This is a genomic window from Lentzea californiensis, assembly GCF_024648825.1.
In the GTDB taxonomy this organism is placed as follows: Bacteria; Actinomycetota; Actinomycetes; order Mycobacteriales; family Pseudonocardiaceae; genus Lentzea; species Lentzea californiensis.
On the sequence record NZ_JANBBE010000002.1, the window covers coordinates 607,847 to 628,751 of the forward strand.

Annotated in this window: 24 protein-coding genes and 3 pseudogenes; 14 read left to right on the forward strand and 13 right to left on the reverse strand. The window is 66.2% G+C overall.

All coding sequences use genetic code 11. From position 1 onward, the window contains the following. The first annotated feature begins 15 nt into the window (after positions 1-15). Positions 16-1,077, forward strand: coding sequence for a DNA polymerase IV (locus tag LX88_RS13820; RefSeq protein ID WP_258948150.1), 1,062 nt, complete (start codon positions 16-18; stop codon positions 1,075-1,077). 28 nt (positions 1,078-1,105) lie between these two features. Next, complete coding sequence (locus LX88_RS13825; protein WP_090067855.1) at positions 1,106-1,318, forward strand: hypothetical protein; 213 nt, start codon at positions 1,106-1,108, stop codon at positions 1,316-1,318. Here the strand turns inward: LX88_RS13825 and LX88_RS13830 are convergent. Then, positions 1,297-2,028 (reverse strand): class I SAM-dependent methyltransferase, encoded by a 732-nt coding sequence (locus tag LX88_RS13830; RefSeq protein ID WP_258948151.1) that lies wholly within the window; start codon positions 2,026-2,028, stop codon positions 1,297-1,299. The two genes, LX88_RS13825 and LX88_RS13830, sit on opposite strands and share 22 nt — an antisense overlap. A gap of 45 nt (positions 2,029-2,073) precedes the next feature. Here LX88_RS13830 and LX88_RS13835 point away from each other — a divergent pair, with 45 nt between their 5' ends. Beyond that, positions 2,074-2,901, forward strand: coding sequence for a hypothetical protein (locus tag LX88_RS13835; protein ID WP_258948152.1), 828 nt, complete (start codon positions 2,074-2,076; stop codon positions 2,899-2,901). Between the two features lie 78 nt (positions 2,902-2,979). Here LX88_RS13835 and LX88_RS13840 read toward each other — a convergent pair whose 3' ends face one another. The 3 genes from LX88_RS13840 to LX88_RS13850 are packed head-to-tail and all read right to left on the reverse strand — an operon-like array spanning position 2,980 to position 4,667. Next, positions 2,980-3,861, reverse strand: a complete 882-nt coding sequence (locus LX88_RS13840) for an SRPBCC domain-containing protein (RefSeq protein ID WP_258948153.1) — start codon at positions 3,859-3,861, stop codon at positions 2,980-2,982. Positions 3,862-3,863: 2 nt separating this feature from the next. After that, the gene (locus LX88_RS13845; RefSeq protein ID WP_089923684.1) at positions 3,864-4,175 is read right to left on the reverse strand and encodes an ArsR/SmtB family transcription factor; all 312 of its coding nucleotides are present in this window, start codon (positions 4,173-4,175) and stop codon (positions 3,864-3,866) included. Between the two features lie 36 nt (positions 4,176-4,211). After that, positions 4,212-4,667, reverse strand: coding sequence for a GyrI-like domain-containing protein (locus LX88_RS13850; RefSeq protein ID WP_258948154.1), 456 nt, complete (start codon positions 4,665-4,667; stop codon positions 4,212-4,214). A 75-nt stretch (positions 4,668-4,742) separates the two neighbouring features. Here LX88_RS13850 and LX88_RS13855 point away from each other — a divergent pair, with 75 nt between their 5' ends. Next, a complete protein-coding gene (locus tag LX88_RS13855) occupies positions 4,743-5,879 on the forward strand; it encodes an aminotransferase-like domain-containing protein (protein ID WP_258948155.1) in 1,137 nt (378 codons plus the stop codon). Between the two features lie 602 nt (positions 5,880-6,481). On the opposite strand, the pseudogene rnhA reads toward LX88_RS13855, so the two are convergent. From rnhA to LX88_RS44570, 4 genes and pseudogenes are all read right to left on the reverse strand, one after another. Next, positions 6,482-6,925 (reverse strand): annotated as a pseudogene (gene rnhA, locus LX88_RS13860) (ribonuclease HI); the annotation flags it as partial. 11 nt (positions 6,926-6,936) lie between these two features. After that, the gene (locus tag LX88_RS13865) at positions 6,937-7,314 is read right to left on the reverse strand and encodes a DUF1801 domain-containing protein (protein ID WP_258948156.1); all 378 of its coding nucleotides are present in this window, start codon (positions 7,312-7,314) and stop codon (positions 6,937-6,939) included. A 38-nt stretch (positions 7,315-7,352) separates the two neighbouring features. Next, the gene (locus tag LX88_RS13870) at positions 7,353-8,006 is read right to left on the reverse strand and encodes a hypothetical protein (protein WP_258948157.1); all 654 of its coding nucleotides are present in this window, start codon (positions 8,004-8,006) and stop codon (positions 7,353-7,355) included. Between the two features lie 44 nt (positions 8,007-8,050). Continuing rightward, positions 8,051-9,013 (reverse strand): amidase family protein, encoded by a 963-nt coding sequence (locus LX88_RS44570; RefSeq protein ID WP_372511294.1) that lies wholly within the window; start codon positions 9,011-9,013, stop codon positions 8,051-8,053. 10 nt (positions 9,014-9,023) lie between these two features. Between LX88_RS44570 and LX88_RS44270 the strand changes: the two genes are divergently transcribed. Both LX88_RS44270 and LX88_RS13890 read left to right on the forward strand, forming a co-directional pair. Next, on the forward strand, positions 9,024-9,605 hold the full coding sequence (locus tag LX88_RS44270) for a DUF7711 family protein (RefSeq protein WP_258948158.1): 582 nt from the start codon (positions 9,024-9,026) through the stop codon (positions 9,603-9,605). A gap of 48 nt (positions 9,606-9,653) precedes the next feature. Further along, positions 9,654-10,934, forward strand: a complete 1,281-nt coding sequence (locus LX88_RS13890) for a hypothetical protein (RefSeq protein ID WP_258948159.1) — start codon at positions 9,654-9,656, stop codon at positions 10,932-10,934. Here the strand turns inward: LX88_RS13890 and LX88_RS13895 are convergent. Beyond that, positions 10,865-11,056, reverse strand: a pseudogene (locus LX88_RS13895) (MBL fold metallo-hydrolase); the annotation flags it as partial. The gene LX88_RS13890 and the pseudogene LX88_RS13895 overlap by 70 nt on opposite strands. Positions 11,057-11,120: 64 nt before the next feature. On the opposite strand from LX88_RS13895, the gene LX88_RS13900 reads away from it, so the two are divergent. Beyond that, a complete protein-coding gene (locus LX88_RS13900) occupies positions 11,121-11,399 on the forward strand; it encodes a type II toxin-antitoxin system Phd/YefM family antitoxin (RefSeq protein ID WP_258948160.1) in 279 nt (92 codons plus the stop codon). Continuing rightward, positions 11,392-11,796 (forward strand): type II toxin-antitoxin system VapC family toxin, encoded by a 405-nt coding sequence (locus LX88_RS13905; protein ID WP_258948161.1) that lies wholly within the window; start codon positions 11,392-11,394, stop codon positions 11,794-11,796. The genes LX88_RS13900 and LX88_RS13905 overlap by 8 nt, the downstream gene beginning before the upstream one ends. A gap of 41 nt (positions 11,797-11,837) precedes the next feature. Here LX88_RS13905 and LX88_RS13910 read toward each other — a convergent pair. Next, positions 11,838-12,029 (reverse strand): annotated as a pseudogene (locus tag LX88_RS13910) (MBL fold metallo-hydrolase); the annotation flags it as partial. A 32-nt stretch (positions 12,030-12,061) separates the two neighbouring features. On the opposite strand from LX88_RS13910, the gene LX88_RS13915 reads away from it, so the two are divergent. Beyond that, positions 12,062-13,567 (forward strand): recombinase family protein, encoded by a 1,506-nt coding sequence (locus LX88_RS13915; RefSeq protein ID WP_258948162.1) that lies wholly within the window; start codon positions 12,062-12,064, stop codon positions 13,565-13,567. A gap of 36 nt (positions 13,568-13,603) precedes the next feature. On the opposite strand, the gene LX88_RS13920 is transcribed toward LX88_RS13915, so the two are convergent. Next, positions 13,604-14,359: a hypothetical protein gene (locus LX88_RS13920; protein ID WP_258948163.1), complete on the reverse strand. Its 756-nt coding sequence runs from the start codon at positions 14,357-14,359 to the stop codon at positions 13,604-13,606. On the opposite strand from LX88_RS13920, the gene LX88_RS13925 reads away from it, so the two are divergent. Both LX88_RS13925 and LX88_RS13930 read left to right on the forward strand, forming a co-directional pair. Continuing rightward, positions 14,349-14,555 (forward strand): helix-turn-helix domain-containing protein, encoded by a 207-nt coding sequence (locus LX88_RS13925; protein ID WP_258948164.1) that lies wholly within the window; start codon positions 14,349-14,351, stop codon positions 14,553-14,555. The genes LX88_RS13920 and LX88_RS13925 overlap by 11 nt on opposite strands. A 390-nt stretch (positions 14,556-14,945) precedes the next feature. Further along, positions 14,946-15,302, forward strand: coding sequence for a hypothetical protein (locus LX88_RS13930; protein WP_258948165.1), 357 nt, complete (start codon positions 14,946-14,948; stop codon positions 15,300-15,302). A gap of 195 nt (positions 15,303-15,497) precedes the next feature. On the opposite strand, the gene LX88_RS13935 is transcribed toward LX88_RS13930, so the two are convergent. Next, positions 15,498-15,845: a hypothetical protein gene (locus LX88_RS13935; protein WP_258948166.1), complete on the reverse strand. Its 348-nt coding sequence runs from the start codon at positions 15,843-15,845 to the stop codon at positions 15,498-15,500. A gap of 9 nt (positions 15,846-15,854) precedes the next feature. Then, complete coding sequence (locus LX88_RS13940) at positions 15,855-17,549, reverse strand: hypothetical protein (protein ID WP_258948167.1); 1,695 nt, start codon at positions 17,547-17,549, stop codon at positions 15,855-15,857. Between the two features lie 254 nt (positions 17,550-17,803). Between LX88_RS13940 and LX88_RS13945 the strand changes: the two genes are divergently transcribed. The 3 genes from LX88_RS13945 to LX88_RS13955 all read left to right on the forward strand — a co-directional run bounded on the left by LX88_RS13945 (position 17,804) and on the right by LX88_RS13955 (position 20,865). Next, a complete protein-coding gene (locus LX88_RS13945) occupies positions 17,804-18,691 on the forward strand; it encodes a DUF5677 domain-containing protein (protein ID WP_258948168.1) in 888 nt (295 codons plus the stop codon). A gap of 333 nt (positions 18,692-19,024) precedes the next feature. Then, entirely contained in the window at positions 19,025-19,309 is a 285-nt protein-coding gene (locus LX88_RS13950) for a hypothetical protein (protein WP_258948169.1), read from the forward strand. Next, positions 19,306-20,865 carry a relaxase/mobilization nuclease domain-containing protein gene (locus LX88_RS13955; protein ID WP_258948170.1) on the forward strand — a complete coding sequence of 520 codons (1,560 nt, stop codon included), beginning with the start codon at positions 19,306-19,308 and terminating at the stop codon, positions 20,863-20,865. Before LX88_RS13950 ends, LX88_RS13955 begins: the two co-directional genes overlap by 4 nt. Positions 20,866-20,905: the final 40 nt, after the last annotated feature.

Sequence of the window (20,905 nt, forward strand, 5' to 3'; positions counted from 1 at the left end):
TCTATTCTGGCCAGCATGGCGGACTGGGTCCTGCACGTGGACCTCGACCAGTTCATCGCGGCGGTCGAGGTGCTGCGCGACCCGTCGTTGCGCGGCAGGCCCGTGGTGGTGGGCGGCAACGGCGACCCGGCCGAGCGCGCGGTCGTGGCCACCGCGTCCTACGAGGCGCGCGAGTTCGGGGTGCGCTCGGGACTGCCGCTGCGGACCGCGTTCAAGAAGCTGCCCGACGCCGTCTACCTGCCGGTGGACCACGCGCTGTACGAGGCCGCGTCGGCGGACGTGATGGCCGTGCTGCGCTCGTTCCCCGTGGTCGTCGAGGTGATGGGGTGGGACGAGGCGTTCGTGGGCGTCTCAGCGGACGACCCGGTGGCGTTCGCACGGTCGTTGCAGGCGGCGGTGCTGGAGAAGACCGGCCTGCACTGCTCGGTGGGCATCGGCGACAACAAGCTGCGGGCCAAGATCGCGACCGAGTTCGGTAAGCCCGCCGGCGTCTTCCAGCTCACTCGGGAGAACTGGGTGGAGGTGATGGGGCACCGGCCGACGTCCGCGCTGTGGGGCATCGGCGCGAAGACCGAGCGCAAACTCGCCGAACTCGGCTTCGTGACCGTGACGGACCTGGCTTCCGCGCCGGTGGAGGAGCTGGCTCTGCGTTTCGGCCCGCGGATGGGTCCCCACTACCGGACCGTCGCCCAGGGCGCGGGGGACACGGTCGTGAGCGCGACGCCGTGGGTCGTGAAGTCCCGGTCGCACGAGAAGACCTTCCAGCTGGACCTCGTGTCGATGGAGGACATCCGCCGCGAGGTCGTGGCGCTGGCGCACCAGGTGGCGGTCGACGTGGTCGCCGAGGGACGTCCCGTCGTGCGCGTGGGCGTGAAAGTGCGGTTCGTGCCGTTCTTCACGAAGGTGCGGCTGATGAAGCTACCTGCACCGACGTCCTCCGCCGACAAGCTGGTGGCAGCCGCTCTGGTCGTGCTGGACCGCTTCGAACACGGCCGTGCCGTTCGCCTTCTCGGAGTACGCGCGGAATTCTCTGACGATGATGTCGAACCGAAACCTTCTCCTTCGACGTATCAGTAAGTAGAGGATTCACCGCTAGGAGAAGAAGATGACCGAATCATCGCTCACACACCGCGACCGGGCCGTTCTCAGAGCAGTCGCCGACGGCCGCTGCGAGATCGCCGGAAGCTCTCTGCTCGTCGACGGCCTGTGCTGCGCCGACCAGTTCGCCGGCCTGCGCCTGAGGACAGCGGGCCTGATCAGCACCCGTCCAGGCCCTGCCGCGCTGACCACGGCGGGCTACGAGGTGCTCGCCGCCTGACTTTTGCGGAAGAGCGACATCAGGTACTTGTTCGAAAACCGATAGCCGCCGTCCGGAGTTCGGAACGGTTCAACCGCGGCCTTGATTTTTTCCGCGACTTCTTCCTCCCCTTCGCTCTCGATGATGCGCTGGTAGCTGCCCACGCTCAGGAAGCTGCGCAGCATCGTGGCCTCGTCGGGTTGCGTCAGAGGAATGTCGATCGTGAGTTGCTCCTGCGGCTCGGGCAGCGTCGCACCCCTGCGCCCGCTCGTCCCGCGCACGGCCCTGCCGACGACCAGCAGATCGCTCGGGATCTCCGGATGCCACTGGCACACGACCACGTAGTCCTTGCTGACCCGGACGGCCTCCGCGAACGCCTCGTCGGGGTCCCGTGCGAAGAACAGCGCGTTGAACGCCGTCACGACGTCGAACGTGCCGTCCTCCCAGGGCAACCGCCCCAGCGGCAGCTCGTGGAACTCGGCGGCGCTCGCCTGTCGCGCCAGCGCGATCATGGCCGGCGAGATGTCGATCCCGGTCGCCTTCGCGCCCGCCTCCGCCGCGGCGGCGCAGAACTCGCCGCTGCCGCACGCCAGGTCGAGCACCTTGGTGCCCGCCGTGATGCCCGTGCGTTCGATCGCGGTCTTCCAGGCGGGCATGGACATCCGCGCGCCCAGCGCCGCTCGCTGCGAGGCCTTGCGCCCCCACAGCTCGCCTTCCTGGATCTCCGTCACGGCTACGACCCTAATCCGCTGGCGAGGCCGTGGATCATGACAGGCATGGGTGTCCTGTCGCGGGTGCTGCGATCGGTGGGTGGCGACGAGGTGCCCGACCGGCTGGCAGGCCTGCCCGGCAGCGATCTGACGAGCCTGCTGCTCGCGTTGGCACGGCGGCGTGCCGGTGCGCTGTCGGCGACGGACGTGGTGCGCCAGTACCGGTCCGACCGGTTCGTGGCGCCTTCCCCGGTGCCGTTCGCCGTGCTGCGGGCTGCGGAGGACCGGCTGCTGGCCGCGCTGCCGTCGTCGTTCTCCGTGCTGGGTCTCGCACCCTTGGCGCCGCTGGGGACGTGCTCCGCCGTGGCCGAGATGGATCAGAACAACATCGTGTCGACCATGCGCGGCACCGAGGTCGCCGCCGATCCGACGAACGCGCTGGCGCTGGAAGCCGCTCTGCTGCGGCAATCAGGGCCCGACGACGTGCGGCTGGCGGCGGTGCAGCGCGTGGTGCGGGCGCAACTGTTCAGCGGCGCCGGGAGGTTCGCGCACTTCACGTTGTTCGCCGCGGTGTCGGCGGGGCGTGCGCATAGATCGCTCGACTTCGAGCTCGAGCACTTCGCCGAGCACGTCGCGTTCCTGCGCTCCGCCTGCGGCGACGTCGAGTTCCGCGTGACCGTGCTGGAACCTCGGTTCGAGGCGGTGCGCGGTGCTCTGCCCGCCGACCCGTCGCGGCACACCGGCTACTACAAGGGCTTGTGCTTCAAGGTGTTCCGCGACGGCTTGGACATCGGTGACGGCGGGTTCGTCGACTGGACCGCGCGGTTGACGGGCAACCGCAAGGAGCGCTTGCTGATCAGCGGCGTGGGTGTCGACCGCTTCGCCACGCTCTGATTCCCGGCTGGAGGGAACAGCTGAAGCCGCCAGCCGCGACAGAAGCTCTAGGGGCGAGTGTGCCGGCTCGCCATCGGATCAGCGGCCGGCGTAGCGCTGGGCCAGTTCCTCCTCCCGGTCCGCGGGCCACGGGCAGCGGATCTCGCCCTGGGTGGCCGCGAAGAACAGTTCCAGGTGCACGTGCCAGGCCGCGAGCGCTTCGGGGCCGTGGGTGTTCTCCTGCACGAGCGTGACCGTGGTGCCCTGCAGCGGTACGTGCTCGAACTCCCAGCGCACCTTGCCCTTCGGTTCGCCGTCCTGCAGCCACTCGTACTCCAGCAGGCGCGGTGCCTCGGACCTCGTGACCTCGCCCGGCGTGATGCCGGGATGCGCGGCACGGACCGGCACGCCGCTCTCCGTGGCCTCGGTGAGGACCTTCCAGACGTCGTCCAGCGGCGTCCACACCAGGTCGCGTTCGAAGCGCACGCCTTCCGGTCCGTCGGTGCCCTCGTCGAGGCCGAAGCGCCTGACGTAGTGCTCGATGCGCGACAGCCACTCCGTGGGCGGCTCGAACTTCGCGCCGTCGGCGTGGGCGACCAGGGCGTCCAGGCAGGTGGCCCAGCCCGGTGCGTCGCGGCCCACCGACAGCCTGTTCGCGACGACCGCGGTGAAGACCAGCAGACAGCCTTCCTCGCGCGGCAGGATCTCGAAGCGCAGCACGTCGGTGAGCCAGCGGAAGGCGAAGACCTTCGGCGGGTCGGACTCCAGCAGTTCGCCCTCACCGCCGTCGGAGTCGACCGGCGCCTCGTCCGGGAACGTGAAGCGCATCTTCCTGCCGTCGACCTCGACCTCGGCCGGGAACCAGTGCTTCATCTCGGCCGGATCGGTGACGACCCGCCAGACCTTCTCCGGCGAGTGCCGCAGTGTGCGCTCGAAGCGCAGCACGGGCTTGCCCTCGATCATCCGCAGTTCGGCGTCCACGGTCAGTCCCCTTCGATCTCGTCGAGCCGGCGTTCCAGTGCGTCGAGGCTCTTCTCCCACATCCGCCGGTACGGCGCGAGCCAGGCGTCGATCTCCGCGAGCGGCCCCGGCGAGACCCGGTACCAGCGCTTCTGGGCGTCGGTGCGCACCTCGACGAGACCGGCCTCGCGCAACACCTTGAGGTGTTTCGAGACGGTCGGCTGGGTGAGTGTCAGCCGGTCGACGAGGTCGCCGACCGGCCGCTCGCGTTCACGCAGCAGGTCGAGGATCTCCCGGCGACTCGGATCCGCCAGCACGGCGAATGTAGATGCCATGCCAGCAATATAGCTCAATCGGCATATAGCCGCTACTCAGCCCGCGAGGCGGATGGCCACCTCCGTCGTCCACCTGCTCGGGTCCGGCTCCACGGCGGGGTCGGTGAAGTACGTTTCGAGGCGCGCACCCCACGTGTCACCGTCGCGGTCGAACCGCACGGCGTGGGCGAGGAGCTGGTCGGTGACGGCCGCCAGCCCGTCCGGACCGCCCTCGTGCAGCGCGACCAGGTACTGGCCGGCGGGCAGCGTGGCCGTGAACACCTCGCCCTCACCGGGCACCTCGGCGACGGTCGGGATGCCGGCCTCCACCTCGAACTCCTCGGCGGTCACGCGTAAGTACCGCAGGAACGGCGCTCCGGTGGCCGGTAACTCGCGATCGGCCAGCCACTGCATGACCTCGGGGAAACGGTCGGCGATCTTGCCGGACGTCTCCGCCGTCACCGTGCCCCTGACGGCTGCGTAGGGCTGCTCCGCGCGTGTCTCGATGTCCATGCCCGCAACGCTAGTCACGACCACCGACAGAAAATGGGAGTCCGGAGTCGAGGGGCGCCGATTAACGTGAAGTTCATGCACCGCACCCTCTCCGTGGCCAGTTCCCCGGTGCGCGACCTGCTCGCGCTGACCTCCCGCCCCGAGGTCATCTCGTTCGCCGGCGGCCTGCCCGCCCCCGAACTGTTCGACCTGGACGGTGTGCGCGCCGCCTACGACCGCGCCCTGCGAAACCGCGCCGTCCTGCAATACGCGCCCACAGAGGAAGATCCGGCGCTTCGAGACCTGGTCTCGGCGCGCCTGACCGGTCGTGGACTGCCCACTTCGGACGTCCTGATCACCACCGGCTCCCAGCAGGCGCTCGCACTGGTGGCCACCGCGATGCTCGGGCCGGGCGCGGTCGTGGCGGTCGAGGAACCGACCTACCTGGCGGCGCTGCAGTGCTTCCGGATGACCGGCGCCCGGATCGTGCCCGTCGAGAGCGACGCAGACGGCCTGGTTCCCTCGTCACTGCGGTCCGTCGTCGCCGCCGAGAAACCAGAACTGCTCTACCTGGTGCCGACGTTCGCGAACCCGACCGGCCGCACCCTCTCCGCCGAACGCCGCGTGGAGATAGCGGAGATCGCCGCGGCTGACGACCTGTGGATCGTGGAAGACGACCCGTACGGCGAACTCCGCTACCGCGGCTCCGCCGTGCCGCCGCTCGCGTCGATGAGCGACAGGACCATCTACCTCGGCAGCTTCTCGAAGGTCGGCGCCCCCGGCATGCGCCTGGGCTGGCTGAGGGCCCCCGCCGACCTGCTGCGCACCCTGACGATCGTGAAGCAGGCAGCCGACCTCCACACGTCCACAGTGGACCAGGCCGCCGCCGCGGTCTACCTGGCGGACAACGACCTCGACGCCCACATCGCCCGCCTGTGCGCCGAGTACGGCGCCCGCCGCGCCGCGATGCTCGCCGCACTGCCCACGACCATGCCCGCCGGCACGACGTGGAGCGACCCGGACGGCGGCATGTTCGTGTGGCTGCGGCTACCCGGCGACGCCGACAGCGCCGTGCTGCTGAAGGACGCCCTGCGGCACGACGTCGCCTTCGTGCCCGGCGCGGCCTTCTTCGCGACGACGCCGGACCACGCGACGTTGCGGATGTCGTTCACGGCCAACACCGTGGAGGAGATCGGCGAGGGCATGGCGCGCCTGGCGAGGGTGCTGCTGTGAACCTGAACGACGAGGACTGTCAGACCCCGTGAGTACGTTGAAACGCAGGGGTTCCCGATTCGGGGGTACCCCTGCGTGAGCGTGCTCGGAGCTGCAAACCCACTCGTGCCCGCTGCCGGCGCCGCGCAGCCTGTTTCGTGGCGAACCTGCGCGCCGCTGGTATGCGCCGCTCACAGCACCCGGTTGGCCACGTGCTGACTCGCCTGAGACAACGGATTCAGCCAAGGCAAGCGCAAGCGCCCCATTCGTGCGGCACGCTGAGACCGCTCGCCCACCTGACCTCTGAAGACAGCGCTGGCCGGAACTGCCCGAGCCGCCGCCGCGGCGGCGCTACGCCGGTTCGCGGGCGCTCAGCCGAACAGTTCGAGCGCGTTCTGGTGGTGGTCGCACCGGCCGCCGCCGGTCGCGACGGAGCAGGGCGTGCCCTTCTTCGTGATGGCACCGCACTGCAACGCCGGGTCGTGGACGTGGCACAGGCCGTTCGACCCCGCCGTGATCGGGCAGGGCGTGCCCTTCTTCGTGGGCGCGCCGCAGGCTTCGCCGCTCAGTTCGCGCGGCTGCTTGGGCTTCGCGGCCTTCTTCGGCTTCGCCTGGGGCTGCTTGACTTCGCGCCCCGTCACCTCTTCGACGCCGCGCACGGCGAGGCGGTCGGCGCGCTCGTTCTCCGGGTGGCCCGCGTGGCCCTTGACCCAGTGCCACTCGACCTCGTGGGGGTCGGCGGCTTCCTCCAGGCGGCGCCACAGGTCGGAGTTCTTGACCGGCTCGCGAGCCTTCGTGAGCCAGCCGTTCGACTTCCAGCCGTGCACCCACGACGTGATGCCGTTCCGGACATAAGTGCTGTCCGTGTACAGGTTCACGGTGGACGGCCGCGTGAGGCTCTCCAACGCCATGATGGGCGCCATCAGTTCCATGCGGTTGTTCGTCGTCGGGCCGATGTCACCGCCGTACATGTCCTTCTCGTGCGCGCCGTAACGCAGCACGGCACCCCAGCCACCCGGCCCGGGATTGGGGCTGCACGCGCCGTCGGTGTAGATCTCGACCTCCATGCGGCATGAGGCTACCGACGCGGTCCGACGGCCTTGCGCTGACGGTTGTTCGCGATGATGCACCGGAACATCTCGACGAGCGCCGGCGCGTTGATCGGCTGGTCGCGGTACACGGAGATCATGCGCGCGGTCTTGTTGCCGTGGCCGCTCGTGATGATGTTGTGCGGGTCCGGCACGATCGCCTTGTCGTAGAGCATCACGTTCACGTGGTCCTTGGTGCCGAGCAACGCGCACACGTTGCCGTCCAGCACGAAGTACGGCCGGTTCGTGAACTTGATCGTCTCCTCGACGTCCGGATCGGCCTCGTGCACGAGCTTGCGCACCTCGCGGCAGATGTCCTGCTGCCAGTCCGGCAGCCCGGCGATGTAGTCGTCAACACATGTGCCCATAGCCCTGTGTCGCAGCCTCTCGCCGTTTCTCGACATGGTCAGCGCGGCAGCCAGCTCGCCATGTCCGCCATGGCGTCCAGCGTCTCCCGGTTCACCTGCCCGGACGCGGACTCGGTCTCCGCGATCACGACCGTGCTGCCGTCCGTCCGGGACGAGTAGTTCAGCCCGGAGAACCGGATGTCCGCCAACCCGAGCAGCGGGGTGGCCAGCGGGCTGACGTCGCCGGTTCCGTGCACGTCGATCAGCTTCTTGAACTCTCCCGCGTCGCGCCGGTTCCGGAAGCCGACCCACGCCACGGACACCACCGCGACGTTGCCACGGTCGTCGCCGACGGCGAAGAGCGTCCGGTCGAGCGACTTGCACGGGTTGCGGACGAAGTGGTCCCGCACCTGGCCGAACGAATGCGACACGCACTCCAGCGCGGGTTTGGCCGTGCGCTTGAGCGTCCGCATGTTCAGCCGGCGCCACGCGCCGTCCGCGTCGCCGTTGCGGGCGGACTTCCTGCCCTCCGACTTCGCCCTGGTCAGGTTCACCCCGGCCGAGTCGGCGACGGTCGTGGACGCGCCGCCACCGAGCGACAGCCCGCCTCCGGCAGTGAGTGACACCGCCAGCACCCCGGCCGCCACCACCGCTCCGGCCTTGCCCGCTCCCGGATCCGATCCGCCTCCGGCCCCACCGATTCTTCGCGCCATCCGTGTCCCCCTTCAGGGCGACGAGGACACCGCACAGACCATGATCAGCGAGGTGGATTGGGGTCAAAGCACTCGATCGGGTGATTCCGCAGAACGGCGCGGGCGGCGGCGACCAGGTCCGCTTCCCGGCCGTGCCGCGCCACGGCCTGCAGCCCGACCGGCAGGCCGCACGAGTCGAACCCGGCCGGGATGCTGATCGCCGGGTGCCCGCTGAGGTTGAACGCCCACGTCAGGGCCGTGTTGACGCGCGACCCCGGGCCGTCGTGGCCGTGCGGCGGGCCGGGGGTGGCCGGCGTGAGCAGCAGGTCCGTGGTCTCGAACAACGAGTCCAGCGCCGGGTTCGGGCCGCAGCGGCCCGCGTACCAGTCGGAGGCGGGGTCCTCGAGCGACAGCGAGACGAGGCGTGGGCGCAGGGCGGCAGCCGCCCGCCAGGCGATCGACGCCTGTTCGTCGTCGACCTCGGCGAAGCCCAGGTCCGTGGACCAGGCGGCGGAAGGCGAGCTGACCTCGGTGATGCCGAGGTAGGTCGCGAGCAGGGACGGGTCGCGGGTGAAGACGCCCACCGCGGCACGTTCGGCCGAGGTCGTCTTGAGGCCGAGAACGCCGCACCACGCGGCCGGGATGCGGATCGAGCCCGCGCCGTCCACGCCGGTGGCCAGCGGCACGATGCCGGACGCCACCGCGACGGCCGATCCCGCTGACGAGCCACCCGGTGTGCGGTCCAGGTTCCACGGGTTGCGTGTGAGGCCGCGAGAGTTGCGGCCCCACGTCTGCCACGGAGTGCTGCCATCGGGCGTGGTGGTCAGTCCGATCGGCACACAACCCATGGCCACCAACGCTTCCCGGTGGCTTCGGCGTTCGCCCCGCTTCACCGCGATGGGCATGCCCGCGAACGGCAGTGAGGGATCGACCTCGAGAGAGGGTGCGCGGAAGACCTCGTGGAACGCACACAGCGTGGGTTCCACCGAAGCCAGCCGTACCACCGCCTCGGCCACACGGTCAGGCATGATCCACCCCGTGAAATGGACTCGCGCTGTGCACCACCTGGCCGAACTCGCCGCGAAGTGCGGCGAGCTGCCGACCTCGTTCTTCCGGTTCCAGGTGGTCGAGGTGTGGGTCTTCGGCGAGCTGCTCGACGTCCCCAGGGACGTCGACGCCATCGAGGTCGCGCTGGTCACGGACCTGCCGGTCGAGGAGGTGCCGTGGATGAGCGAACCGGTCGGTGCCGAGCACTGGGCGAACTCGACGCGGCTGTCGCGCAACCCGTTCGAGGCGCGCTGGCGGTCGAAGGACGCTCCGGTGTGGAACCACCGCATCGAACGGCCCGCGCTGGTCTGGAGCGCCGCGGACGGCATCAACGAGGAAACGCTCGTGGCGGTCAGCGACGGCACGGGTGAGCTGGTGCGCCTGGCCGCGCCGTCGGAGGAGGAACTGCGACAGCGCGTCCAGGACGAGTTCGCGATCAGCCTGAGGGCGTTGCGGCGCGAGAACCAGGCTTACACCGACCACCGCTGGAGCCCCGGCAAGCTCACGCCGTACTCCGACGCCCTGTGGCGCGCGACCACCGGATATCTGGACCTGCTCGACGTGGTCAACTGACGCCGAAACCACCACGGACGATTCTGGCGCCGCGCTAGTTTGCGCGCCGTGCAGATCAATCGACGGCTCTGGGGCCCCGTGGCGCTGGCGCTCCTCGCGCTGTTCAACGTCAGCGACCACACCCTGCTGTCGACGCACGGAGCTCATTTCGGCGTCAGCAAGTACTCCGTCGTAACGCTGGGCCTCCCCGCGCTGGCAGTGATCGCGGGTGTGTGGCTCACAAGGCACTGGCAGTGGCTGCTCGTGGCAGGCACCGCGGGCGCGCTGGTCGCCTCGGTCGAGTCGCAGGTGCACTTCTTCAGTCTGCGGCCGGGCACCTCGAGCATCATCGACTCGCTGGGCACCGCCGGTGCGGTGCTGATCGTCATCGGCGTGCTGGCGGTCACCCGCGACGCCGCGATGGCCGCGACCGTGGTCGGCGCCCAGGTGCTGGCCACGCTGTTCCGCGGCATGGATTGGCTGGACAGCACGATCCCCCCGATGGCCGTCGTGTTCGCGCTCGCAGGGCTCGGTGTGCTCGGCGCCGCCCTCGCGGTCCACGCCGTGCGCACGGGCAAGGCGCCACGACCCGAACCCGTCAGCAGCCGCGCCGCGGTCGCGGGAACGGCGACGGCGCTGTTGCCGCTCGTGCTCCTCGGAGCCGGGATCCTGCTGCAGCAGGCACTGGTCCTGCCGCTGGTACGAGCGAGCGCGGGCGTGGCACTGCTGCTCTGCGCCGCCGGCCTGACGCTCGTCCTCGGCAGGAGAGCGTTCCTCAGGACCATGACCGCCGGCTTCGTCCTGCTCGCCGTGGCAGCACCGCTCAACTTCGGGCTCTACTTCTCCGCCAGCCAGTTCAGCACGTACGCACCGGCCGCCGTGGTCGGCCTGGGCACCGGGATCCTCGCCGCGCAGCTCGGCCGGTCGGCCGTGACCGGTGCCGCCGCCTGCGCCGCTCTCGCCGCCGTCATGGGACTGGTCGTCGAGGTCACCGGCACGCACACCGACATGACCCGCAGTGCGCTCGGTTCGCTTATCGTCGCGCTGGGCGTGCTGGCCGTGACCTCCGCCGCCGCTGCGGCCACCCCCGCACTCGTGGACCTCCGCGCGTTGCCCGTAGCGCTCGGGCCGTTGCTGATCGGGTTCGCGCTGGCCTTCCGCCAGCTGATCCAGCCGTGGCTCGCCTACGAGAAGAGCACGACCCAGTTCGCCGAGCAGTACTACGGCTCGCTGTGGGTCGTGCTGCTCGTGCTCGCCGCCTTGGCCCTGCTCGTGGGCCTCTACCAGCCCCGGGAACGCCATTCCGGTAGCGAAGGACGCTCCTTGCCCAAGATCGAGTCGTCGCCGTGACCGGGGTAGAACCACGTGTCGTCGGGCAGCACCGCGAACACCCGGTCCTCGACGTCGTTGATCAGCGACGCGAAGTTGTCGGCGGACGTGGTCTTCCCCACACTCCCCGGAGAGGGTGAATCACACTAGTGGTGAACAGATCCACCTCGTGTAGCTCATGGCGCTACGCGGGGCTACACTCGTTTGGTGAAGGTCATCAGCCAACGGGAGTTTCGCAACCACTCTGCCGCTGTCATGGACGCGGTGGAGGCGGGCGAGACCTACCACGTGACGCGAAATGGTGTGGAGGTCGCCGAACTCCGTCCCTTGCCCCGTCGTCGTCGAATGACGGCTGAGGAACTCGTCGAGCGGCACAGGACTCTGCCTCAGGTCGATCACTCTCGGATGCGTCAGGAAGCTGACGAGTTCTTCGGTGACGAGGATCGTGTGGGCGACTTTGATCCGTGGGAGCGCAGTCGTGGCTGAACGTCCCGAGTCGGGGGTGCTCGACACGTGCGCCTACATCGATCTGGGCCTTCTGGATCCGGCTGGTCTGCCGCAGATTCCCGAGCTCACCGCTGTCACGATGGCCGAGTTGCATCAAGGCGTGGTGATGGCGAAGGACGCTGCGTCCAGAGCTGCGCGCACGGAGAAGCTGGGTGCGGCGATCGTCGACTTCGAGCCGCTGCCCTTCGATGGTCAGGCAGCCGCCAGGTACGGCACATTGGTGGCGCTCACCATTGCGGCGAATCGAAACCCGAAGCCGCGGCGGATGGATTTGATGATCGCCGCCGTCGCATCATCGCGTGGGCTGCCGCTGTACACCAGGAATGCCGAGGACTTCAAAGGTCTCGACAGCATGGTCACGATCATCGAGGTCTGATGGCGCCTGCCGGAGAACAGGCTCTCCGGCAGGCCAGGGGGTCACCAGCCCCGGGAACGCCACTCCGCGAGGGAAGGGCGCTGCTCGCCGAGCGTCGAGTCGTCGCCGTGACCGGGGTAGAACCACGTGTCGTCGGGCAGCACCGCGAACACCCGGTCCTCGACGTCGTTGATCAGCGACGCGAAGTTGTCAGCGGACGTGGTCTTCCCCACACCCCCCGGAAAGAGTAAATCACACTAGCGGTGAACATCGGTAGCCTCTTCTCATGACCGAGGTCGTGGGGATCTACGAGCGCATCAGCGAAGACCCGATGTTGCAGGAGAAGGGCGTCACCCGCCAGCTTGAGGACGGTCGCGCACTCGCGCAGTCTCGCGGGTGGACCGTCCTCGATGAGTGGGTCGACAACGATCTGAGCGCCCTGCGCGGGGGACCGCGGCCTGCGTACGAGGCGCTCATGAAAGCGGCTTCGCGCGGCGAGATCACTCGCATCGTCGCCTATGGAATGGCGAGGCTGTGGCGCAATCGCAAGGAACGCGTGGACGCGATCGAGCAGTTGGCAGCGGCCCGCGTGTCCATCTCGCTCGTGAAGGGTTCCGACATCGACCTCACGAGCGCTGCCGGCCGCATGGTCGCGGGCATCCTCGGCGAGGCCGACACGTTGGAGTCGGAACTCAAAGGCGAACGCGTTGCCCGTGCCGCTCTGCAGCGCGCCGAGGAGGGCCGTGCGAACGGTGCCGTGGCATATGGGTGGCGGCGGATCTACGAGCAGGACAAGAACGGTCGTGTCTTGGGCTTCACCGACGAGGTGGACGAGGCGGAAGCGGCCATCGTGCGCGAGATCGTCGATCGTCTGCTCGCACGCGAGTCCTTGAACGTGATCACCGCGGACTTGAACGCCCGCCAGGTGCCCACGCCGTACGGCGGCGACCGATCGTGGGGCACCAGTTCAGTCCGGAAATTGGCGCTTCGGCTGTCCAACATCGCTCGCCGGAAGCGCGGGGGAGAGGACTTCGGGCCAGCAGCGTGGCCGCCGATCGTGGATCAGGACAAGCACGATCAGGTCGTCGCTCTTCTCACCGATCCCTCGCGAGTGCAGACGCGTGGCGGTGCTCGACAGCACCTCCTGACGTTCGGAATCGGCTGTTGTGGCAAGTGCGGTTCCGCTCTTCGAGTCTCCAACAGGTGGGTGAACCAGCGCCGCAAGGAGCTAGGGAAGACACCGCTCTACGTCTGTGATGCGGCGTCCTCGTGCGTCGGGAGGCGTCAGGAGTGGGTGGACGACCTGGTGGAGCGCGTGGTCGTGCGACGGCTTCAGGAACCCGATGCCCGCGACCTGCTGACTCGGGACGACGTCGCCGCGCAAGCCGCGCGAGAACACGCTGCCGGCATCCGCGCACGGCTCCAGGCCGCGGCCGACGACTACGCGGACGACCTGCTTGATCGCGAGCAGTTCCACAGGATCAACGCGAAGCTCCGGCCAGCTCTGGAGGAGGCTGACCGAGAAGCCATTCGACTGGTTGTCGGTGTTCCCAGCGACATGATCACCGAGATGTTTGGGCCTCAAGCGCAGGAGCGTTGGAAGCAACTGACCGTGCTTCAGCGCCGGGCACTCCTCACGGCGATGGGTGTCACGGTCACGATCATGCCGTCCCGAGGTGGCCCAGGCTTCAAGCCCGAGTCGGTCAAGATCCAGTTCGAACGGGACGACGATCAAGCCACGCCCGAAGAGATTCGCAATCTGCCCACGGATTTCTTGGAAGCTCGTTCCTAAGCTGTCTACTGTGGTCACATGAGTACTCGGGGGAGCTCAGAGGCGCGGCGGGACGCAGTGGTGCGTCAGGTAACCGCGCCCGCCGCTCGCGCCGAGTGCTACTCCGCGCGTGAGATCCATCGACGAGTGCACCTCGTTCGCGAGCTGCGTAAGTCCCTTCCACCTGAAGAGATGCAGGCCATCGAGTCGGCATTGCCTCGCGGTCTGCTCGGTGGCTTCGAGGCCTTCGCCGACCGCATCGACGCGGCGAACACGAGGGTTGCCGCGAGTCATCCGAAGCGACTCAGGTTGCTCGCGAAGGTGATGGATCTTCCGTTCACGGTCCACCAAGAGCTGATGATCCTCAGCGAACACGACCCGTTCAAGCGGCCCGTCAGTCGCGACTTCGGCCGTGCGTATGGCCTCGGCGTGAAGCCTGCGGATCGACCAATGGTCGCGCTTGAGGTCGATGCGGCGATGCGACTCGTCCGGCTCTTGGTGTTGCTGTCCAGGGCTGCCGAACAGAAGTTTCCTGTGTCGGTCCTGCTGTGGCTGCTTGGCCTCCTCGCCGGTGAGTTCGTCGCGCCGCCGGCTACCGAGCCGTTGCAGAACGCGCCACCCGCGCGTCGAGCGCGTCCACCAGGTCGACTTGTCGTCGCCGGGCCGCGCGTTGCCCGTGCTCCAGGACGCCGCGTCCCTCGCAGCTCGTTGCAGCGAGGGCCGGGATGGGCTGTGCGCGTTCGGGGGAACGCTGTAGCCGCATAGCGCGTCGCTGGCCTTCCTGTTCAGGAAGGGCCACACCGTGGCAGACAAGACTCCACCTGCTTACCTCCCTGTGTCGGAGGCGGCCGCACATCTGTCCGTCTCCGAGGTCACAATCCGCCGGGCGATCAGGGCCGGAAAGCTCCCGCACATCCGTCTTGGACGGCTCGTGCGAATCGCCGTCGACGACCTCGACGCGTTCGCGGCGGCACATCGGGTAGCGGGGGTGACCCGTGACCCGCAGTAGAAGGACACGCGGAAAACCCGTCCGCCACATCGACGACTACGTCGAAGAGATCGTGCGCAGCGCGCCGCCGTTCAGCGCGCGGCAGCGGCTGAGGATTGCCGCGATCTTGTCGACCGGTGACGACTCAAGTCCGCGCGGCGGATGTCGTTGACCGGCTTGATTTTCGGGGTGCCGGTGCGCGTTGTGACACCGGCACCTCGCCACTCCCAGCAGGAGTGGCGACAGGAGCAAGGTAGACAAAAAGCAGCCTTTGGCCTCGCTGGCCGGCGGCCGCCAAGCTTGGCTCATCCGGGGGATGGCATGGCGCGTAACGGAAGCATCGGGGGATACCGACCGCACGCTCTGCAGAAGCGTGACATCGCGAAGACAGCGCGCTTCAACGAGCCCGAGATGAGTGCAGTCGTTCAAGCAGCAGCGCGAGCACAGCTCCAAGTTGGTGCGTGGATCGCAAAGGCAGCCGTTGAAGCGGCACTCGCTGACAACAACCCGCGGCGAGTAGCCGCGAAGGAGATCGGGCAGCAGCTGATGCAGGTGCAGACGGAGCTTCAGCAGCTGCGTCGCGTGAGCGTCTTGCACGGCAACAACCTGAACCAGTTGGCGGCAGTAGCGAACACGACCGACGAGGTCGGCATCGCTTCGTCTCGCGTCATCGCGAACATCGAGCGGGTCGTGGCTCAACTGGATGAGCGCTTGGCCGCAGTCGATGCACTCCTGGCACGCATCGTCGACCGCTTCGAGTCGACGTGATCGGAAGGTAACGCGTCCTCTTTCGAAGTCGTGGTTGGGCAGGCAATTTCATTTGTCTAACCACGACTTGTACGACTGTTAGTCGATGTAGCACTGCGGAGGAACCTGAAGCCGTTGATGAGTGGATCGTGGTCACAAGCGGCAGAGCAGAACGATGCTCTCCGCAGGCATGGTTAATCCCTATGGGTCTGTCAACTACACGGTATTTGTGCTTCGGGTCGAAGCACCCAGTTTCTTGAAGTACGCTCGGCGGAGTTCGTCAAACCGATCTTCCTGTCGAAGATCAGGTTTACCGTTGATCTCGACTACAGCCTGGACAGCGAGACGGAACCTCTGTCCCAGTACATCATCGACATCAACGTTGCTGAGGTACTCGTTCCCTCCGGCGATGGCATCACCCTCGCCGGTCTCGACGTACCAACCTGACTCGGCGCGGCGCGGCTCATTGACAAGTCGTGTCGCGAACGTAGCCAGTCGTCGCAGCGCACGCGCCAGGAGGGTTCCGTCGGCCATGCCTGGATGCTGGGCCAGCGCTGTACTCATGTCAACCACCTAGTGTTCACTCGGTCCGGTATGAGGGTCGTCTGGCCGATGCGCCAGCCAGTAGAACGAAGCCGTTCTGGTGAGCCACACGTACCCTGCGTACAGGGCGTTCAACAGCGCAACGAGCACAAGCACCTGCCACCAACGGTCGCGCACGGCGAGTAGAACGAGGCTTGACGGAGCCTTGAGCTTCTCTGCCCTCTGTGCCATGAAGAGACCGCTTGCTCCCAGAGACAAAATGATCGTCAGTACCGCCGATGACTTCGACGACACAGTTCCGCCTAACAATGAGTTGGTGCGAGACTCAAATCCAACAAGCGCTCCAGCGAGCGCGGGGAAAGCCAAAACGATGGCAGGGAAGTCGGTAGAAAAATTTGAGGCGGTCGGTAATATTAAGCCTGCCAAATAGATAAGAACAAAACTCGCGCTTGCCGCCAGGGTTGCTGCCCCCATGGTTCCGGGTGGAACTTCGAAGAACCTGACATTCAATCGTAGCTTATTTGCGAGTCGCTCAGGTATTGATCTCATGTAGAGGTGTAAGTAGCGCTGGCCTCGACGCCGCTGGAATCTGCCGTATGGCTGAGTAAGCTGCTCATCCAGCGACTGAACTTCAAAGATTCCGTCGGTGTCAGGCATGTCCTGCCATCCGACATACATGCCCTCTGGTCCCATGACGAACAAATGATAACTTTGGGCCGTTGAAGCATTGCTCACGCTAAGTCCCAGGGATACTGGTCGCGCACCCATCAAGGTGCCGAGGAAATCCCGCACAAGTCGAAGTGGAGACCTCCACGTTGCTAGGCGTAAATTCGGAATGAGGAAGCGTTCGTAGGAAACCAGTTTTCGTTGCTGATCGGTTATATCAACTGATGGAACGATGACAACAATAACGTAGTTGTCCGCAAGCTTGCGGACAAGGCTGGCGGCGAGCCTCAACGAATCTCCTCCCTTTGGTGCTAGCGAGAGGATCTCCTCGGCGCAATCGTTTACTCGCCTGACGTCTTCCTCAGTTGCGTTTCGGACACGTCCCCTGCGTAAAACAATCTTTAGTGCTTGATCGGCCAGTTTGGTCAACTGGTCAACCTCTGACTCCGTTAATCCTTCAGCGGGAACCAGTAGTGCATCCAAGACGATCGAGGTTAGTAATAGACAATCTCGATGTGTAAGGGTAACGACTGATTCGCCATCCACTGTAATCGTCAGGTCGTCCTGCAGCTCGCCTTTTACGGGGGTAAGTACAGGGAAGAGGAGATCTCCCTTATGGTCCGCCGGCATCTCCAGATTGATCAAAACGCGCTGTCGTAGCGTGCGTCGTAGCGGCTGAATTTCCTCGATTAGTCTTCCGCGCAGCTCGCCAGGTTGTAGAATGGCCTTTACGTATTGTTGAATTTGTTCCGGATTGAACTGCTTTGAAAACTCGACTGACTCTGCCCTGACGGTAGAAACGTCTACCGATGCGCCGACATCAGGCCTGGTAAGGCCTCGGCGGGTCGGAATATACGAGGCAACGTAGACGTGGGCCGCTGTGAATATCGCCAGGAGCAGTCCAGCCAGGAGGGTTACGATAAATGACGATCCACCAAATAGCCCGCTTAAGCCGCATACGACGATTGCTGTCGATAGCAACATCAGGATTGAAAGCGTGAGGCGAATGGCGCTGTACAGGCCCCGCTTCTTCTTCTGCTGGCTTGGTTGCCCTGGCATTCTCGTCACCTCAATCGCGTCGCAAGTCGTGCATCGAACGTTGGTGACGGACTGTTAGCGTCAGTGCCGAACGTTACACGTTTGGAGCAGTCCATAGATGATGCGTATGCCATGTTCAAGATCGCCATTTCATGCGGGCGTTGAGCAACGAACCGAATAGGCCGCACGACGGAGGGCATGCGCGTAGTTGCCTGCGCGAGTCGAGTCCCACAGGCCACGGGTGTGGACCAGGCTGGACATGCAACGATGCCTCGGTGGCTGTGAACGAGAACGTTGGCGTTGAAGCGCGGCTGGCTGCTGTGGAGACCTGGCTCGTTGCGCAGAAGCGAGTCTTTGCTGCCAGTGACCTGGACTGGGACATTGCCTGGTCGGACCTTCGCCTGATCGCGGTCAACTACGTCCTTCGCCGACAGCTCGAAGCCCTCGATGCCACCGTGGTGCTAGCCAAAACTGGGCTCGGTCATTTGGCTGTCGGGTTCGTTCGACCAGCACTCGATGAGTTGCTTTGGCTGCTCTGGGTCAACCACCTACCGCTGCAAGAAGCCCAGGACCTCCTCATGACTATGGGCCGCTCCGACGGCCTCCGGTCCCTGCAGGCACAGCGTGCGCACCTGGGCGACGATGTTATGCGGGAGCTTTGGTATCCAGCGGCGTTCCTAGACGCCCAGGAGGAGCAACAGGCTCCTGTGACGGAGGAGCTGACGAGGCTTCGTCAGCAGTTTCGGTGGTCAGGAAGGCCGCTTCCAAACGCCAGATGGGTTGCGGAGCAGAGCGGTCACAAGGACCTGTACGAGTACCTGCATGCTGCCGCGAGCCGTGCCCTGCACTTCTCCATGGGCGAAGTCATGCGCAACGGCTGGAGTGCACCTGGGGGAAGGTTGGTCACCATCAGACCGGAGTTCCGTGAGTACCGAACCGCCTTCGTGCTCGACCAGCTACCCGTGCTCTTCCTGAAAACCACGCTTGCCTGCGGGGACTTCCTTGAGGACGCGGGTATTTCCCAGAAATCTGACGAGAGCCTGCAGAGGGACGTTTCCTTTGCGGTCGAGGCTCTCGGCAAGTTCGGGCGTGTGCCACTTGTCCATGCCCATGAGTGGAATCTAACGCCGGACGGACCACTCCCGCTGCGGCGTTCACCCTGAACATCCAGACAGGTGAGATCGAGGGCTGAACTGCCTTGTTACGCAACTGATCGAGGGCTGCTGTTTCGTCTATACCCTGGCGTGCCAGGCAGTTCGATCTCTTCGATGCTCGCTTCATGAGAGTGGTTCACGTCAGACTTGATGCGAGCCGCGGTGTAGTGACCAACGCGCCTAGTGTCCCACCGTGATCGCTTGATCGTCCATGAACTCACGTCGGCAAAGCAGTCTTTCGGCCTTCGGCTCGAAGGCACACGCAGTGTAGAGTTGTTGACATCCCCCTTTGGCGCTGGAAGCGCCACGCCCATTAGGTTGAACTGACCCTGGGGGAACAGCATGGAACGCGAGTTAAGGGTGTATCGGCATGGGTCACGAGCATCCCACGAACGGATCATCCTCAAAGTAGCTCGCTTCAATGGTCTCGAGGTGGGCGAAGAGACCATGCCACACGGTAATAACCTCGACCCGTTGGCGGCAGCGGCGATGACACCCGGCGCGGTTGGCCTGGCCGCGCCGGGTGTCATCGGGAATGTCGACCAAGTCGTGACTGAGGTGCGTGAGCTTCTGTCCGATGTGGACGCGGTTCTGGCTCGCATCGTCGATCGCTTCGAGTCGACATGATCAGAAAGGTGACGCGCGGCTGGAACGTCTACGGCCTCATCCGCTACCTGATGGGACCAGGAAGCACCGAGCAGTCGGCGCACACGGATCAGCACGTCTTCGCGACGTGGGACGGTCGTCCCGAGGTGCACCAGCCCGAGCAACTCGGACCCGACCGGTTCGACCTCGGTGCCTTGGTCGCAGCTCTTCGAGCACCTGCAGCGCTCGCCGGGGTGCCGAAACGGCGTCCGCGTGAGGACGGCTGGCCAGGCACTGTCAGCCGGGTTCCGAAAGGTCCTGTCTGGCAGTGCTCGTTGCGCAACCATCCTGCCGACCCGCTGCTGACGGATGAGCAGTGGGCAGAGGTTGTGGCGGACGTGCTGCACCGCACTGGGATCGCCGAGCGCGATGATCCCGGCAGCTGCCGATGGGTAGCGATCCGTCATGCGCCTGACCATGTGCACATCGCCGCGGTGCTGGTTCGACAAGACACCGGCGAACTTGTGCACCCGCACCGCAACTACGACTTCCGGCGAGTGAAGGAGGCGTGCAACGCGGCCGAGGAGCGGTATCGCCTCACAAGCACCGGAGCCGCAGACCGGACGGCGACACCTCGTCCCACTCGCGCTGAGAAGGAGAAGGCTTCCAGGCTTCACGACGCTGGCCAGAGGCAGACGGACGTCGCGATTCGCGTCAGGCTGCGTCGCCAGGTCTCCAGCGCCGCTGCTGCCGCGCGGAACTGGGACGAGTTCCTGGATTACCTGGCGTTGGCGAATGCGACGGTACGCGTCCGTCAAGGTCACCACGGCCGGATCCTCGGCTACTCGGTCACGGACGCCTCCGACCCGGCGTGCCGCACCGCGTCGGGTGATCCGCTGTACTTCGCCGGAGGAAAGCTCGGTCCGGATCTCACCTACTCGAAGCTCATGAGCCGGTGGAGATCGGTGGAGACGACCGTGCCCGCCTCGGTGCAGGGGATCGTCGATGAGGTGGTTCTGCCTGCACGTGAGCGGATGCGGCACCGCGGACCATTGAACAAGACCGAGTTCGGGCAGGAGGCTCTGCAGGGCATCGCTCATGCGACAGGCGACATGCTGTTGGCTCTCGTCGTTGTCGCGGATGCGGGTCGAGCGCCACTGCTGATCGACGCATGGGAGACATACGCGCGTGCCGGCCGCGTACCCGACCAGATCCTGCCGCGGCGGTGGGCAGCGGTGTCGCGCGATCTGCGTACGGCTGCCAACCAACTGATCAGAGCGGGTATGCGCAATCCAGCAAGCCAACGGGCCACGCCCGGCCAGTTCATCGCGCTCTTGATAGCGGTGGCAGCGCTCGTCGCCGAGATCGCGGCGTGGCACGAGGCGCATCAGCGCCATGTGGCAGCCCGGCATGCTCGGGCCACCCACGGCATGCTGGTTCAAATTGCGGCAGGGCAAACGAACCACATGGAATCATCAGTTCTGGCGTCGCCAATCGCCGCGACGTCAAAACTGCGTCGAGAACTGGCCAAGCGGCCGCCGATTCGAGCGCTCCCGAGCCATCGATCGGCCTATCCGAAGAGTGGTCGCGCGCACTGACGGGCTCGTCCACCACCGTCTCCCAGAACTCCGGGCTGGA

Bases quoted from the DNA above. Each gene is read 5' to 3' on its own strand.
- LX88_RS13940 (WP_258948167.1), bottom strand. From the start codon at position 17,549: ATGCCAGGGCAACCAAGCCAGCAGAAGAAGAAGCGGGGCCTGTACAGC.
- LX88_RS13855 (WP_258948155.1), top strand. From the start codon at position 4,743: ATGCACCGCACCCTCTCCGTGGCCAGTTCCCCGGTGCGCGACCTGCTC.
- LX88_RS44570 (WP_372511294.1), bottom strand. From the start codon at position 9,013: ATGCCTGACCGTGTGGCCGAGGCGGTGGTACGGCTGGCTTCGGTGGAA.
- LX88_RS13865 (WP_258948156.1), bottom strand. From the start codon at position 7,314: ATGGGCACATGTGTTGACGACTACATCGCCGGGCTGCCGGACTGGCAG.
- LX88_RS13825 (WP_090067855.1), top strand. From the start codon at position 1,106: ATGACCGAATCATCGCTCACACACCGCGACCGGGCCGTTCTCAGAGCA.
- LX88_RS13850 (WP_258948154.1), bottom strand. From the start codon at position 4,667: ATGGACATCGAGACACGCGCGGAGCAGCCCTACGCAGCCGTCAGGGGC.
- LX88_RS13835 (WP_258948152.1), top strand. From the start codon at position 2,074: ATGGGTGTCCTGTCGCGGGTGCTGCGATCGGTGGGTGGCGACGAGGTG.
- LX88_RS13930 (WP_258948165.1), top strand. From the start codon at position 14,946: ATGAGTGCAGTCGTTCAAGCAGCAGCGCGAGCACAGCTCCAAGTTGGT.
- LX88_RS13915 (WP_258948162.1), top strand. From the start codon at position 12,062: ATGACCGAGGTCGTGGGGATCTACGAGCGCATCAGCGAAGACCCGATG.
- LX88_RS13820 (WP_258948150.1), top strand. From the start codon at position 16: ATGGCGGACTGGGTCCTGCACGTGGACCTCGACCAGTTCATCGCGGCG.
- LX88_RS13935 (WP_258948166.1), bottom strand. From the start codon at position 15,845: ATGAGTACAGCGCTGGCCCAGCATCCAGGCATGGCCGACGGAACCCTC.
- LX88_RS13955 (WP_258948170.1), top strand. From the start codon at position 19,306: ATGATCAGAAAGGTGACGCGCGGCTGGAACGTCTACGGCCTCATCCGC.
- LX88_RS13950 (WP_258948169.1), top strand. From the start codon at position 19,025: ATGGAACGCGAGTTAAGGGTGTATCGGCATGGGTCACGAGCATCCCAC.
- LX88_RS13870 (WP_258948157.1), bottom strand. From the start codon at position 8,006: ATGGCGCGAAGAATCGGTGGGGCCGGAGGCGGATCGGATCCGGGAGCG.
- LX88_RS13845 (WP_089923684.1), bottom strand. From the start codon at position 4,175: ATGGCATCTACATTCGCCGTGCTGGCGGATCCGAGTCGCCGGGAGATC.